Origin of the sequence: Aquimarina muelleri DSM 19832, assembly GCF_000430665.1 — a bacterium.
Classification (GTDB): Bacteria; Bacteroidota; Bacteroidia; order Flavobacteriales; family Flavobacteriaceae; genus Aquimarina; species Aquimarina muelleri.
Genome location: NZ_AUML01000028.1, coordinates 34,770 through 50,015, shown reverse-complemented (window position 1 = coordinate 50,015; position 15,246 = coordinate 34,770). Strand labels below are relative to the sequence as shown.

At 30.1% G+C, this 15,246-nt stretch carries 10 protein-coding genes; 6 read left to right on the top strand and 4 right to left on the bottom strand.

The features are described from left to right. Positions 1-90: 90 nt before the first annotated feature. The 3 genes from H527_RS22030 to H527_RS0112200 all read right to left on the bottom strand — a co-directional run bounded on the left by H527_RS22030 (position 91) and on the right by H527_RS0112200 (position 5,219). Positions 91-1,335, bottom strand: a complete 1,245-nt coding sequence (locus tag H527_RS22030) for a mechanosensitive ion channel family protein (protein WP_035088081.1) — start codon at positions 1,333-1,335, stop codon at positions 91-93. 158 nt (positions 1,336-1,493) lie between these two features. Beyond that, positions 1,494-4,292, bottom strand: a complete 2,799-nt coding sequence (locus tag H527_RS0112205) for a TonB-dependent receptor (RefSeq protein ID WP_027412976.1) — start codon at positions 4,290-4,292, stop codon at positions 1,494-1,496. 408 nt (positions 4,293-4,700) lie between these two features. Beyond that, a complete protein-coding gene (locus tag H527_RS0112200; protein ID WP_027412975.1) occupies positions 4,701-5,219 on the bottom strand; it encodes a hypothetical protein in 519 nt (172 codons plus the stop codon). Between the two features lie 257 nt (positions 5,220-5,476). On the opposite strand from H527_RS0112200, the gene ychF reads away from it, so the two are divergent. From ychF to H527_RS22025, 3 genes are all read left to right on the top strand, one after another. Continuing rightward, the gene (gene ychF, locus H527_RS0112195; RefSeq protein ID WP_027412974.1) at positions 5,477-6,571 is read left to right on the top strand and encodes a redox-regulated ATPase YchF; all 1,095 of its coding nucleotides are present in this window, start codon (positions 5,477-5,479) and stop codon (positions 6,569-6,571) included. 120 nt (positions 6,572-6,691) lie between these two features. Further along, positions 6,692-7,591 carry a DMT family transporter gene (locus tag H527_RS0112190; protein ID WP_027412973.1) on the top strand — a complete coding sequence of 300 codons (900 nt, stop codon included), beginning with the start codon at positions 6,692-6,694 and terminating at the stop codon, positions 7,589-7,591. Positions 7,592-7,751: 160 nt separating this feature from the next. Beyond that, positions 7,752-9,224 (top strand): response regulator, encoded by a 1,473-nt coding sequence (locus H527_RS22025; protein ID WP_081414604.1) that lies wholly within the window; start codon positions 7,752-7,754, stop codon positions 9,222-9,224. On the opposite strand, the gene H527_RS22020 is transcribed toward H527_RS22025, so the two are convergent. Continuing rightward, positions 9,221-10,006 (bottom strand): alpha/beta fold hydrolase, encoded by a 786-nt coding sequence (locus tag H527_RS22020; protein ID WP_051316747.1) that lies wholly within the window; start codon positions 10,004-10,006, stop codon positions 9,221-9,223. The genes H527_RS22025 and H527_RS22020 overlap by 4 nt on opposite strands. Before the next feature lie 134 nt (positions 10,007-10,140). Between H527_RS22020 and H527_RS0112175 the strand changes: the two genes are divergently transcribed. The 3 genes from H527_RS0112175 to H527_RS22015 all read left to right on the top strand — a co-directional run bounded on the left by H527_RS0112175 (position 10,141) and on the right by H527_RS22015 (position 15,236). Further along, on the top strand, positions 10,141-12,018 hold the full coding sequence (locus H527_RS0112175; RefSeq protein ID WP_027412972.1) for a M61 family metallopeptidase: 1,878 nt from the start codon (positions 10,141-10,143) through the stop codon (positions 12,016-12,018). A gap of 459 nt (positions 12,019-12,477) precedes the next feature. Continuing rightward, the gene (locus H527_RS0112170; RefSeq protein ID WP_027412971.1) at positions 12,478-14,337 is read left to right on the top strand and encodes a DNA topoisomerase IV subunit B; all 1,860 of its coding nucleotides are present in this window, start codon (positions 12,478-12,480) and stop codon (positions 14,335-14,337) included. Positions 14,338-14,366: 29 nt separating this feature from the next. Further along, positions 14,367-15,236 (top strand): M48 family metallopeptidase, encoded by an 870-nt coding sequence (locus tag H527_RS22015; protein ID WP_051316746.1) that lies wholly within the window; start codon positions 14,367-14,369, stop codon positions 15,234-15,236. Positions 15,237-15,246: the final 10 nt, after the last annotated feature.

The following is a 15,246-nucleotide window of genomic DNA, read 5'->3' as shown; positions in this document are numbered from 1 at the left end:
AATTTATTTTTCTATAGTCAATAATCTCGGAATATATTCACAAGGCATGCTTCCGAAATATATTTTGTTTTCGAGGCAAGCCTCTGGTAATTAAACCCTCAATGAGGGATTAAATTGTAATTCAAAAACTTCTAATTTGAAATAAGGGATTGCAGATAGTAAGTGATCAAAAATATCTGCCATGATTTTTTCATAGTTTTTCCATACTTTATCATTACTAAAAGCATATATCTCTAAAGGTGTTCCTTGGGCAGATGGTTCTAACTGTCGACTCATTATCGTCATTTCCTTATTAATATGTGGGTGCTTCTCCAAATATATTTCTAAATAGGCTCTAAAAACTCCCATATTGGTTAAGTTCCGACCGTTGATCAATATATTTTTATCTATAGAGCGTTCTTGATTATAACTATTAATTTCTGTTTGAATTGAATTAAGATATTCTTTAAGAATGTCTATTTTTTTTAATTCTTCGATATCTTTTGTAGATAAAAATGAAATACTTGAAGTTTTAATAAGAAGAGCTCTTTTAATTCTTCTTCCTCCAGAATTCATCATACCACGCCAATTTCTAAAAGATTCTGAGGTAAGGTAATATGTTGGTATTGTGGTGATAGTTTTATCAAAATTTTGAACTTTTACAGAGGATAGATTGATTTCAATGACATCTCCATCTGCACCATATTTTTCCATAGTAATCCAATCTCCTATTCTAACAGTATCATTTACTGCAACTTGAATACTGGCAACAAAACCTAATATAGTATCCTTAAAAATTAATAAAATAACAGCAGACATCGCTCCTAGGGCAGTTAAAAATGTCCATATAGATTTTCCGGTTATAAAAGAAAACATCATGATTCCACCTATAAACCATATAAAGATCATAAATACTTGAACGTAGCTATCGATTGGCTTGTCTTTAAAAGAATTTAAAGATTTTAAAAAATCTCTAAATGTTCTAAGGATGCTTCTTATAATCCATATAGCTAAAACGATGGTCATGATAGCAAATAGATTTTCTAAATATTTTTCTGCTGTTGGAAAAGCATGAAATAATAAAGGAACAATCCAAATAGTTAAAGATAGAGGAACAATATGTGCTAAGTAATCAAAAGTTTTATTTTTAACCAAATAATCATCAAAAGTGTTTTTAGATTTTGAGGCATAATTTTTAAAAACAGTTACAATAACTTTTGTCATTACAAAATCTAATATAAAAAGAACGACAAGTAATATAAAGACACCTATAAGAAGATTTAAATATTCTGCAGTATTTTCAGAAACACCTTTTGAAATAAGAAGGTTATAGAAGTATCGTGCTAAATCTTTCATGAATGTGTATTACTAAATTTCCTGCAAAAGTATAACTCTATGGATTGATAAGGGATATAAAATGTAATATTTTTATTGTTAAAAATATTACAAAAAATTACCCTCCTATGTTTTCAGAAAAACATAGGAGGGTAATAGTGTTAAATTAAATTAGGATGTTATAATTTATAGTTTAAAGATAAGCTAAACATAGTGCCTAATTGACTAAAGTGATATCCATCATAAGTCATTTGTGAATACCTTTGGTTGAATGTAACTAAATTAGAAGCTGTTTTTTCTGCTGCAGCATTATTTAAAACTGCTGTTCCTGTTGGGGTAAGAGATTTAAACTCCCATTCTGGTAAAACATTTAAAAGATTATTTACATTTAATGCAATTGTTAATTTATCTGTTGCACTGTAATTTATACCTAAATCAGTTACAACTTTTGTTAAAAACTCAACACTCAAATCCGATTTACCATCACTGTCCGAAGCATTACCACCTACCAATGACTCTAAATCTTGTAATCCTTGATTTTTAAATCTAGTAGGACCAAATAAAGTATTATTTAAAGAAAAACTGAATTTACCTATGTCATAATTAGTTCCAAGTATTACTTTATATTCAGGTCTGGAAGTAAAAAATAAAGCTTCTTGGGTGTCATTAACTACAGATTGACCAGTTCCTGCTAAAAATGCAGGATCTTTAACTTTTCCATCTCTTTCGTTTTCTATAGTGTAATTACCAGAAAGGCTGAAGCTAAGTTCTCCTTTTCCTAAAGCTATATCTCTATAATTAGCTACTAAATCAACTCCTGATGTTTTGGTATCTAAAGCATTTACAAAGAAACTTAAATCAGATAAACCTTCAAAAGCAGGTCCTGCAGGAGGAGTAACTTCTGACCCTAAAACAATTCTGTCTTCTACTGCAATATTATAATAATCTACAGTAAAATTGATCTTACTATTTATTTTTGCACCAATACCAACTGTAAAGTTTGTAGATTTTTCTGCATCTAATTTATCAAGGTTTAATAACCTTGCTTGAGGCGAAACATTATTTACTAAACCGCCCACTTGAATTCCTTGCCCCGGAACAAAACTATATTGTGCTTTTTGAGTGTATATTTGATGTAGTGTAGGTGCTCTAAACCCTGTAGATACAGAGCCTCTTAGTGTTAATTTATCTTGTAAAAACTTATATCGGGTACTTAACTTCCAAACAAAAGCCTCTCCAAAATCACTATAATCTTCTAATCGAACGGTACCATTAACTAAAAAATCTTTGGTAATATCTGCAGAGATATCAAAGTACCCTCCAAAATTGTAGCGATTAAATTTACCTGAATTTTCAGGGCTATTACCAGCAAAAGAATCTGCTCCACCACCATCATAAGAAGCAAGATCTCCTTCAATAATTTCAAAAGTTTCGGTTCTAAACTCTGCTCCAAACCCTATACTTATTTTCTCGGTTACTAGTTTAGCAATATCAATATTCCCTACACTATGTCTAAATCCAGTTCCTCCTGGATCAAAAGATATAGGGCTATTTTCTCTATATAGCTCAGACCCCTCAGTAACCTCACCATTATCTACTATACCATTACCATTTGTATCGGTCCATGTAGAAGGAGAGTATACAGTGTTTCCATTCTGAGAATTATTTATAGAATAATCCTGTGTATTTCCTCCAGTTGTATAACTTAAATCATAGTTCCAACCGTTCTTTTTAGTTTTAAAACCAATGGTTGCATTATAATCATTAAGATCTCCTTCAAAAGTAGGAGCATAGCCAACATAAGAACCATTTGGTCCATCAGGGAAAAAATCTGCTAAATAAGGAAATTCAGATTCTGTTTTCCAATATGGTGTTCTATAATTAGCAAAACTGTTTACTTTTTTATACACATAGGCTGCATTCATATAGATTTGAGTATTTTCATTAATATCATATCCACCATTTACTAAAAACTTAGCAGCAGCTGTTTCTGGAGCACCATTAATATTTCCTGCATCAGGTTTTAGAGCAAGAAAACTTCTAACATCTGCTATATCTGCTTCAAAATCTACCGCATCTCCTTCTGCATCAACGGTACCTGGTCTATTTGCAAGTTCTACTTTAGAAAAGTCTACTGTATAATTAAAGAACCCTTTATCTTCTCCGATAGAAGAGCCGTTGTTTAAACTAACCCCTACCATTTCTCCATCACCTTCAGAAGTAATCCCAGATCTTATAGTTACAGACCCATCTTTAGGGTTATCTTTTAAAATAATATTCATAACTCCTGCAATAGCATCAGAGCCATATTGTGCGGATGCCCCGTCTCTTAATATCTCAACTCTTTTGATAGCATCTGTAGGTATTGCAGAGATATCAGAACCAGTTTCTCCTCTTCCTGGTGAGGTTTGAGTATATAATAAGGAGCTTAAGTTCTTACGTTTTCCGTTAATAAGGATCAAAGTTCTACTAGGTCCCATATTTCTAATTTCATAAGGATCTAATAAAGAAGTAGCGTCATTTACAGGTGTTTGTACTGTGTTAAAGGAGGGGATCTTATATTGTAGAGCCTTGTCGAATGTGATTTGACCAGTAGAAGCTAGTTCTTTAGCTGGTAATACATCTACAGGAAGAGAAGAGGTTGTATTACTTCTTGGTAATGCTCTAGACCCTACTAAAATAATTTCTTCAAGTTCAGCCCCGCCACTTAAAGAAATATTAATAGTGCTTTGAGAGTTTACAGGTATTTCTTTAGTATTGAAGCCTATATAACTAAATATTAAAGTGCTTTTTGGGCTAACTTCAATACTATATTTTCCGTCAAAATCAGTTGTAGAACCATTTGAAGTTCCTTTTTCTATAATGTTAACTCCTGGTAAAGGAGCTCCATCAGGATCAGAAACAAGCCCTGTTACAGTTTGTTGTGAAAAACACAAACTAAAGGAAAATGCGATTAAAATAAATGTGAGTTTTTTCATGTGTTAAATATTTGTTTAAATGATTGTGGATCTAAATATATCCAAAATGACTTTGTTTAACATAAATTTTTAAGGAATTTTTAAATTATATTAAAAAAACATAATTAAAATTCAATATTTACTTTAAAACATTATCATTTTTACTGTTTTTAAGTAATTTTACTTATGTTAAATAAATAATAAAAAAGGGGTAGTAACTTAAATTACCACCCCTTTTTTCAATAGGTTTTTGTATATAATAAATAATCTACTTAATGTTTTATTGAAGATTTACCTTCAGAGTCTGTTAACCTTTTAAATTAAAAAAAATGATTTAATCTTATAATGGTTATCTTGGTTTATAAGATGTGAAAATAAAACCTAAGATAGGTGTTTAATTGTTGTGTATAGTAATAAAAAAAAACTTAACTATTTGATTTTGTATATTGTGACTGTTACTTGATCTATTTTAGAATCGTATTTTTCAATAATAAAACTATTGTTTTCGTCAAAATGGCCAATACAATTATTATCATCTCCAAAATTAACAATATAATATTCATTGCTAAGAGGTCTTACTTTAGCGATTTGATTGTTCGTTTTATTAAAAAAGGTAATTACAAATCCTTTTTCATCAGGGATTTTTGTATAACTTCCCATTTCGGTAGAATCTAGAGATTCTTTTATTATTACCTCTTTATCTGTATATATGGCAGATTGATCGGTTTTACCTTCATCCTCTGGATTAAGTTTTATTTCACTTTTTGTTGTTATAACTTCTTGTTTTTTTATAACTTTTTCTTCTCCATTAGCTCCTTTAATACGTATAATTTTAGTTATGGTTTCTTCTGAAGAATTTTCTTGACCTTTTTTTTCTTCTGTTTGCGCGTAACCAAAGGTATAACCTGCTATTAAGATTGTTGTTGTTATAATTTTTAAAGCTTTCATTTGAAATTTATTAGTCTATAAAATTACAAAAAAAATATAAATGATAACATTCAATTTGTTTAGTGAGATATCAAAAAAACTTTTATAATTGTAATAGTCTACTATTATTTACTTCACTATTTATAAGAAACAAAAAACAAAAATGATAAACAGATCAAACTGTATTTGTATACTATGTAAGAATACCATTATCTTTGCATTTTTAAAATTGGGAACAGAATCTTTAGAATATCCCAAACCTTATTAATTTGTGTATCATGAAAGCAGGAATCGTAGGATTACCAAATGTTGGAAAATCAACATTATTTAATTGTTTATCTAATGCCAAAGCGCAAAGTGCTAACTTTCCTTTTTGTACTATAGAACCTAATATAGGAGTGGTTAATGTGCCAGATTCGAGACTAGAAAAATTAGAAGAGCTAGTAAATCCAGAACGAGTAATTCCTGCTACAGTAGAAATAGTGGATATTGCAGGTTTAGTAAAAGGAGCAAGTAAAGGAGAAGGATTAGGAAATCAATTTTTAGGTAATATTAGAGAAACAGATGCTATAATACATGTTTTACGTTGTTTTGATAACGACAACATTGTTCATGTCGATGGTTCTGTAGATCCTATTAGAGATAAAGAAACTATCGATATCGAGTTGCAACTTAAGGATCTGGAGAGTGTAGATAAAAAATTAGAAAAGGTAAAGCGTGCAGCTAAAACAGGTAATAAAGATGCTCAAAAAGAGGAATCCATTTTATTACAGTTAAAAAAAGGATTAGAAGCTGGAGTTTCGATTAGAGCATTGAGTATCTCTGATGATGATCGTGTTGCCTATGTTATACCAGGACAATTTATTACCGATAAACCAGTGCTATACGTTTGTAATGTAGATGAAGGTGCAGCTGTTTCTGGTAATGATTATGTAGATAAAGTTAAAACTACAGTTGCGTCAGAAAATGCAGAAGTAATTGTTTTGGCAGTGGGCACAGAAGCAGATATTACAGAATTGGATGATTATGAAGAAAGAAAAATATTTTTAGAAGATATTGGCTTGGAAGAAGCAGGTGCTTCTGTTTTAATTAGAGCAGCATATAAATTATTAAACCAACAAACTTATTTTACTGCTGGAGTTAAAGAGGTTAGAGCATGGACTATAAACGTTGGATCCACTGCGCCACAAGCGGCAGGAGTAATACATACCGATTTTGAAAAAGGTTTTATTCGTGCTGAAGTAGTAAAATATGAGGATTTTGTAAAGTATGGAAGTGAATCTAAAGCTAGAGAAGCTGGTAAATTAGGAGTAGAAGGTAAAACATATATAGTAAATGACGGAGATGTTATGCATTTCTTATTTAATGTTTAAAAAAAAAATATTTTGATTTTAAAAACCTTTCTGATAAATCTAGAAAGGTTTTTTTATTGGGTATCGTAATAGTAACTTTTAAAAACAGGTATTAAAAACAAGTACGATTATTTTTGATAAATGCAAAACACCCAGTTATCATCCCAAGGAATTATTTTAGCTATTATTGGTATCATCTTATTTTCTGCAAAAGCAGTATTAGTCAAATTAGCATATAAATATAACATAAGTTCAGAGCATTTATTATTATTTAGAATGCTTTTCTCCCTACCTATATACTTAGTTTTTGCTACATACAAAAAACCATTACAGAAAGAAAAAATTAGAAAAATAGATTATGTCTGGATTTTGTTTTTTGGATTTGTAGGGTACTATTTGGCTAGTTATTTTGATTTTTTAGGTTTGCAGTATATAAAAGCAGGCTTAGAACGAATAATTCTTTTTGTTTATCCAACATTAGTCATTATTATTTCATGGCTGTTTTTTAAAAAATCAATAACAAATAAACAGTTATTTGCTATTTTAATCACATATATAGGCGTGATAGTTACCTTTTGGGGAGAAATACAGCTAGAAAATACTAATATCGTTTTAGGAGTATCTCTTATTTTTTTAAGTGCCTTGACTTATGCTATTTATTTAGTTGGTAGTGGATGGCTAATTCCAAAATTTGGAGTCGTAACTTTTACCTCCTATGCAATGATCGTATCTTCTATGTGTATTATAATTCAATATATAATGTTTGATAGGCAAGATATAATGAGTTATCCGTTAGAACTATATATTATTTGTATTATAATGGCTATTTTTTCAACAATTATTCCATCTTATTTAATTTCAGCAGCTATAGCCAAATTAGGAGCTTCTGATTTTTCGATTATAGCAAGTTTGGGACCGGTATCTACCATTGTTCTTGCACACTTTTTTTTAGGAGAAAACCTATCCTATATTCAGATTTCAGGAGCCGTAGTTGTCATCTTGGGAGTATATGTAGTTTCTAATAAAAACAAAACGATCTAGAAATAGATTATTAAAGTATAAGAAGTAACTATATCATTTATAAAGGAGGTTACTATTTTTTTATTAATTTAACAACCTAAATTTGTAAGTGTTTGTTTCTATAAAACATCCATGCACTATACTTAAAAGAAGTAGCATAATAATTAGACTACGAGGATTTATGAGTAAAAGGCGTTTAAAAATAATGATATTTTTATGTTGTATCGTTTTTATTGGATATGGACAAATAAATTATGTCGCTAATGAACTATCATTACTACAAAAAAATAGCGAAGAAAAATTAGAAATAAATACCAATCAAAATATACAGAAAAAACAAAAAATAGTTACTGATAATCAAAAGTATATAGAAGAAATAGCTAGAAAGGATTTGATTATTACTATTTTTTTTGTGGGGTCTATTCTATTTTTAGGGATCTTGTTTTTCGTGTTTAGAAAATATAAATCAGAGAAAAAAAGTAATGATAATCTAAAGAAGGAAAATCAAAAATTAATTGAAGCAAAAATAGAAGCGGAAAAACTTACCAATACAAAATCTCAATTTATTTCTACTGTAAGCCATGAATTAAGAACCCCTTTGTATGGCGTTGTTGGTATTACGACCTTATTATTAGAAGAAAATGATATTGCTTTAAAGCATAAAAAATTATTGAGATCCTTAAAGTTTTCTGGGGATTATTTGTTAGATTTAATAAATAAAGTTCTTAAAATAAGTAAGATAGAGTCTAATAACGAAAAATTAACAAAAACTCCAACAAATCTTTTTAAACTTTCTCAAAATTTACTTCACTCTTTTGAGTATCAAGCAAAAAATAAAAATAATGAACTAATCCTTGAAATACCGCAAGAATTACCAGATGTTTTGCAGGTTGATTCTCTTAAAATATCTGAAATTTTAATCAATTTAATAGGGAATTCTTCCAAATTTACCGAGAATGGTAAAATTTGGCTTAGAATTAAAATAATCTCTTTAGAAAAAGCTTATATAACTATTCGATATGAAGTAGAAGACAATGGAGTAGGTATCCCAGAAGATAAAAGAGAATTTGTATTTGAAAAATTTTCTCAAGTAGGCAGAGAATTTAATAAATCTGAGGGGACAGGGCTAGGATTATCTATTGTAAAAAACCTTCTTGAAATGATGGGTAGTCAAATTCATTTAGATAGTAAAGAAGGTCGAGGTACCCGTTTTTATTTTGATTTAAAATTAGAAATAATTAAGATTAAAGAAGAACAAGATTTAGATACACATAATAATACTATAAGTAATATTTATAGAAGAATATTAGTAGCAGAGGATAATAAGATAAACCAAATCGTCACAAAAAACTTTTTAAACATTATAGGATACGATTGTATTATAGTCGAAAACGGTTTTAATGCTTTGCAAATGGTGCAAAAAGAAGATTTTGATCTTATTTTAATGGATCTTAATATGCCATACCTTAATGGAACAGAGGCGACTAAACGTATTAGAGAGTTTGATCAAACTACTCCTATTATAGCCCTTACTGCATCAGAGTTAAGTGAAGTAGAAGAAGAGTGTTTAAAAATAGGGATGAATGATATCATTAATAAACCATTAAATAAGAATGATCTAAAAAATATAATAGCCAAACACTTAATACATTAATAATGTTGTTTATCTTGTTTTAAACTATTAATAAAGGAAACAACATTTTTAATAACAATATTTGTGTTTTCTCTATGAGGAGTATGTCCGATTTTTGGTATTATAACAGAAGTAGATTTGCCAGATGTGTTTTTTATGATAGAGTGTACTTGATCAATTGTACCATATTCATCTTGTTCTCCTTGAATTATTAGTGAGGGACATTTTATTTTTGGTAAATACTGTTCAATATTCCAAAGTTTATACTTTTCAGAAAGCCAGGTTTCTGTCCACAACCTAAAAACAGCATCCGTTTTATCTTCATGATATTTGCTTAATTTTTCTTTTAAAGATGTTTTATGATAAGCTAGTTTAGCAGCTTTAATCCCATTAAGAGTTTCTTGCTCTACAAATACGTGTGCTCCTTCTGTTATAATACCTATTATTTTTTCTGGAAACAAAGCCGCTGTTAATAAAGCAATACTACCGCCATCACTATGTCCAAATAGTATAATATCCTTAGATGGGATTATATCTAGTATTTTACCTAAAACGAGCGCTTCTTTTTCTAAATAATCAAGTTCTCTTTCTTTTATAGTAAAAGGATCCGATTTTCCATACCCTTGTCTATCATATGCTATGGTGTTATAACCTGTTTGAGATGTTATTTGTTCAGGAAAATTTTTCCATAATTCAATACATCCCAAAGAGTCATGTAGGAAAATTATAGTCGTATTATCTGGATTAAGTAAAGCGAAATCTTTAGAAAATCGTAATCGATGCCTGTCTATTATTACATCCAAAGTGCATGGTTTTATTATAAAAAGTGCTAAAAATAAGCTAAAGTCTGCACAAATTGTATATTTTGCACAATTAAACTCGAAACACTAGACTTTTTTTACAGTTCTAGATAATAGTAAACAGTTAATTTTATAAAATGAAGAAAACATTTGCCAAGATTTCAATTGGTGTATTATTAATTGGTTGTGGAACCAAGAATCCTACAAATGACATAGCAACGAGCTTACCAATAGTAACTGCTATAGATTTAACCCAAGTAAAAGAAGATAAGGTACCAGTACTTATCAATCCAGGACGATTTGTTCAGGACACAGTAAAATATTATATTCCAAAAGTCGTGCAGGGTACTTATGCAGTTAGTGATTTTGGGAAATTTATTGATGATTTTAAAGCTTTTGATTATGAAGGTAAAGAGCTTAAAACCATTAAAGAAGACACCAATATATGGGCTATTCCTAATGCAAAACAATTAGATAAGATAAGTTATTTTGTAAATGACACCTATGATATAGAAAATACAGACATAGGAACCCCTTTTTCTCCATCAGGAACTAACATAGAACCAGAGAATTACGTATTAAATCTTCATGGATTTATTGGTTATTTTGATGTATTAAAAAATAGCCAGTATGCTTTAGAGGTAAAAGCCCCTACAAGCATGAAAAGAACTTCTGCGTTACAAAAATTAGGATCTGATACCAGTACTGATGGGACTGTTACAATAGATAAATATCTGGCAGCACGATATTTTGAAATTACAGATAATCCAATGATGTATGGAGATTTAGATGTTGAGGAGTTTATGGTAGGAGATATTAAAATTGTATTAAGTATTTACTCTCCAAATAAAGTGCATACCGCGGCTAAAATAAAAGAAACGGTATTTAAAATGATGAAAGCACAAAAAGCATACCTTGGGGATATTAACAGTACACCCAGATATGATATATATTTATATTTAGCATCTGGTGATGAAGACGCACCTATGGGATTTGGAGCATTAGAACACCATACATCTACAGTTGTTGTACTACCAGAACAAATGCCAGATGAAGCTTTGGCGTCTGCAATGATAGATGTAGTATCGCATGAGTTTTTTCATATTGTAACACCACTTAGTGTACATTCTGAAGATGTACATTATTTTGATTACAATAATCCAACATTTTCTAAACACTTATGGATGTATGAAGGAGTGACAGAGTATTTTGCTACTTTATTTCAAGTAAATCAAGGATTAGTAGAAGAGCAGGAGTTTTATGATAAAATAATGGATAAAATTCAAGGAGCTAGTGGTTTTGATGATACAATGAGCTTTACAGAAATGAGTGAAAATATATTAGAACAACCGTATGCGTCTAATTATATTAATGTATATGAAAAAGGCGCATTGATAGGTATGTGTATCGATATTTTGATGCGCCAGGAAAGTAATGGTAATCGTGGAATTTTATCTTTAATGAAAGAATTGTCTTTAAAATATGGTAAAAATAAACCTTTTGAAGATGATAAAATTATAGAAGAAATTACAGCAATGACATATCCATCTATTGGGGAGTTTTTAAAAACACACGTCATAGGCAAGACACCAATCCATTACGAAGGATTTTTTAAGAAAGCCGATCTCGAGGTAATTATAGAAAAAGTAGAAACCAATTATATTCAAAATTCAGGAGCTTTAATTGTAGCAGGTAATCAAGAAAAAGAGACTATATTTTTTACAGAATTAGTTGAAGATAATAGCTTTTGGGCAGAAAATGGCGCTAAACCTAACGACGATATTATAGAAGTAAATGGTACAAAACTAACACTACAAAACGCCAATAATATACTGGGCTCTACATTTCAGTGGCAAGAAGGAGATGATATCGAAGTTAAATTAGGTAGGGCAGGAGAAGAAATAATTATTAAAACGAAGGTAACTAAGTCTTTTACCAAAGGAAAAAAGCTTGCAATAACCAAAAATCCAACAAAAGAAGGCGAAGCTCTTAGAAAAGCATGGTTAAAAGGCTAGTTCTATAAAATGATTATAATAAATTAATCAATTAATCAATAATCTTGGATTAATAAACCTTTAATAAGATTTTAAAGATTTAAAAAATAAGAGTTCGTTTCAAAAGCGAACTCTTATTTTTTTAACATATCCATAAGCACAAACATATTCGCTAGGTTTGATCTAATTACCAATTTTAAAGAGGGATTTTCGGATTATACAATAGTATGTTTTAACATATTGATTATAACTTCCCTGTTGCCTATAATAACTTCAAAAGAAAAAATATTTTTTATACCAGTTTTAAAAAAACACATTGAAATCTGTTTTTTCTTAAAAAGATACGGATTAAAATGACCAATTCGCTGCATATCAAATAGTCAACAAAATTTAGTATAGATTTGTTAATTACTTTGTTGGTTGGCTGTTTTTAATTTGTGTGTGATATATTATATTAGCCAGCATACTACCCAAAATTTTATGAGCGAAGAAACCAAATATACCGAAGATAATATACGATCCCTCGATTGGAAAGAACACATCCGTATGCGCCCCGGAATGTATATCGGGAAACTAGGGGACGGATCTTCTGCAGATGATGGAATCTATATTTTAGTAAAAGAAGTACTCGATAATTCTATCGATGAATTTGTAATGGGAGGCGGTAAAACCATTGAGATTTCTATACAAGGAGACAAAGTTATTGTTCGGGATTATGGTCGTGGTATACCACTTGGTAAAGTTGTGGATGTAGTGTCTAAAATGAATACCGGAGGAAAATACGACTCTAAAGCGTTTAAAAAATCAGTAGGACTTAATGGAGTTGGTACCAAGGCAGTTAATGCATTGTCATCATTTTTTAGAGTAGAGTCTACACGAGATGGCAAATCGGCTTCTGCAGAGTTCGAAAAAGGAAACCTAACCAATCAGGATATATTAGACGAAACCTCGAGAAGAAGAGGAACCAAGGTGTCTTTTGTGCCAGATAATACTATTTTTAAAAATTATAAGTATCGTACAGAGTATGTAGCAAAGATGCTTAAAAACTATGTATACCTTAATCCTGGCTTAACCATTATTTTTAATGGAGAAAAGTATTTTTCTGAAAATGGATTAAAAGATTTACTATCCGATACTATAAATGAAGAGGATAGACTGTATGATATTATTCATCTTAAGGGAGAGGATATAGAAGTAGCCATAACACATAGTAAAACACAATATAGTGAGGAGTATCACTCTTTTGTAAATGGACAACACACCACACAAGGAGGTACTCATCTTGCAGCTTTTAGAGAAGCAGTAGTAAAAACAATACGAGAGTATTATGGCAAAAACTATGAAGCTAGTGATATTCGTAAATCGATTGTTTCTGCTATAAGTATTAAAGTAATGGAGCCTGTTTTTGAAAGTCAGACCAAAACGAAACTGGGATCTACAGAAATGGGAGAGAAATTACCTACAGTACGTACCTATATTAATGATTTTCTTAAAACCAAATTAGATAATTTTTTACATAAAAATCCACAAACAGCAGAAAACCTGCAACGTAAAATTTTGCAGGCAGAGCGAGAGCGTAAAGACCTTTCAGGGATTCGGAAATTAGCAAAAGACAGAGCTAAAAAAGCAAGTTTACATAATAAAAAATTAAGAGACTGTCGAGTGCATCTTACCGATAGTAAAAACGAACGAAATTTAGAGAGTACTTTATTCATTACCGAGGGAGATTCTGCAAGTGGTTCTATAACCAAATCCAGAGATGTAAATACACAAGCCGTTTTTAGCTTAAGAGGAAAACCTCTTAATTGCTATAATATGAGTAAAAAAATTGTGTATGAAAATGAAGAATTTAATCTTTTACAAGCAGCACTAAATATCGAAGAATCGTTAGAAGATTTAAGATATAATAATATAGTAATAGCAACAGATGCCGATGTCGATGGTATGCACATACGATTATTACTAATTACCTTCTTTCTACAATTTTTTCCTGAAGTAATAAAAGAAGGACATTTATACATATTACAAACCCCTTTATTTAGAGTACGTAATAAAAAAGAAACCATTTATTGCTATTCTGAGCAAGAAAGAAGAAATGCTATAACCAAACTAACAGGTAAACCCGAAATAACACGATTTAAAGGATTGGGAGAAATATCACCAGATGAATTTGTTCACTTTATTGGAGATAATATACGGTTGGATCCTGTAATGTTGGATAAAGAAAGATCTATAGAAGATCTACTGTCATTTTATATGGGAAAAAACACACCAGATCGACAAGAATTTATTATAGACAATCTAAAAGTAGAATTAGATACTATTGAAGAAGAAATCTAACTAAAACATTAGAATTGTAGGAATATACTATGAAGAAAATAGAAATACATAAAAAAGAGAAACTATATTATAATTTAATGATTATAACCAGCGTTTTGCTTTGTATTCCAGGTATTCTTTTTTTGCCTTATATGTTACTTATAGGACTTTTTGTTTTTCTTAGTACAGGTCTTTTTATTGGATATATTAAAGGAAGTGGAGTACATGTAAATAAAGATCAATTTCCTGATTTATATACTATAGTAATAGAACAATGTAAAATATTATCTATTAAAAAAGTGCCAGAAGTTTATATTGTAGAGTCCGGAGGACTGCTTAACGCCATGGCTACAAAATTTGTTGGAGCCAATTATTTGATCATATATAGTGATCTCTATGAAGTTATAATGGATGGAAGAAAAGATATCGTAGAATTTATTATTGCGCATGAACTTTGCCATGTAAAAAGAAATCATGTATACAAAAAGATGTATGTATTTCCATCTCTGATTATTCCGTTTTTACATTTGGCATATTCTAGGGCATGCGAATATACATGTGATAGAGTAGGTTATGAATTAAGCCCTAAAGGTGCTATTGATGGAATTAAATTATTAGCTTCAGGAAAAAGACTCTATACAAAAATGGATACAAGAGTGTATGCAAAACAACTTGAGGTTACCGATAGTTTTTGGGTTTGGCTTTCCGAAAAACTATCTACACATCCTCATCTTTCAAAACGAATAACACCAGAGATGCAGCGTGCAAGCTTTAATTCATTTCGGTATTCAGATACTAAAAAAACACTACCTAATACAACAGCAAAAGACGATATAAACAATACTCCTGATTTTAAAAAAAATAAAGAAGGAGACACGCTAAAAAAAGAAGATAACCAGAGATTTATGCCTAATTTTTAATGCAAATTAT

Bases quoted from the DNA above. Each gene is read 5' to 3' on its own strand.
- H527_RS0112175 (WP_027412972.1), top strand. From the start codon at position 10,141: ATGAAGAAAACATTTGCCAAGATTTCAATTGGTGTATTATTAATTGGT.
- H527_RS22015 (WP_051316746.1), top strand. From the start codon at position 14,367: ATGAAGAAAATAGAAATACATAAAAAAGAGAAACTATATTATAATTTA.
- H527_RS22025 (WP_081414604.1), top strand. From the start codon at position 7,752: ATGAGTAAAAGGCGTTTAAAAATAATGATATTTTTATGTTGTATCGTT.
- H527_RS22030 (WP_035088081.1), bottom strand. From the start codon at position 1,335: ATGAAAGATTTAGCACGATACTTCTATAACCTTCTTATTTCAAAAGGT.
- H527_RS0112205 (WP_027412976.1), bottom strand. From the start codon at position 4,292: ATGAAAAAACTCACATTTATTTTAATCGCATTTTCCTTTAGTTTGTGT.
- H527_RS0112170 (WP_027412971.1), top strand. From the start codon at position 12,478: ATGAGCGAAGAAACCAAATATACCGAAGATAATATACGATCCCTCGAT.
- H527_RS0112190 (WP_027412973.1), top strand. From the start codon at position 6,692: ATGCAAAACACCCAGTTATCATCCCAAGGAATTATTTTAGCTATTATT.
- ychF (WP_027412974.1), top strand. From the start codon at position 5,477: ATGAAAGCAGGAATCGTAGGATTACCAAATGTTGGAAAATCAACATTA.
- H527_RS0112200 (WP_027412975.1), bottom strand. From the start codon at position 5,219: ATGAAAGCTTTAAAAATTATAACAACAACAATCTTAATAGCAGGTTAT.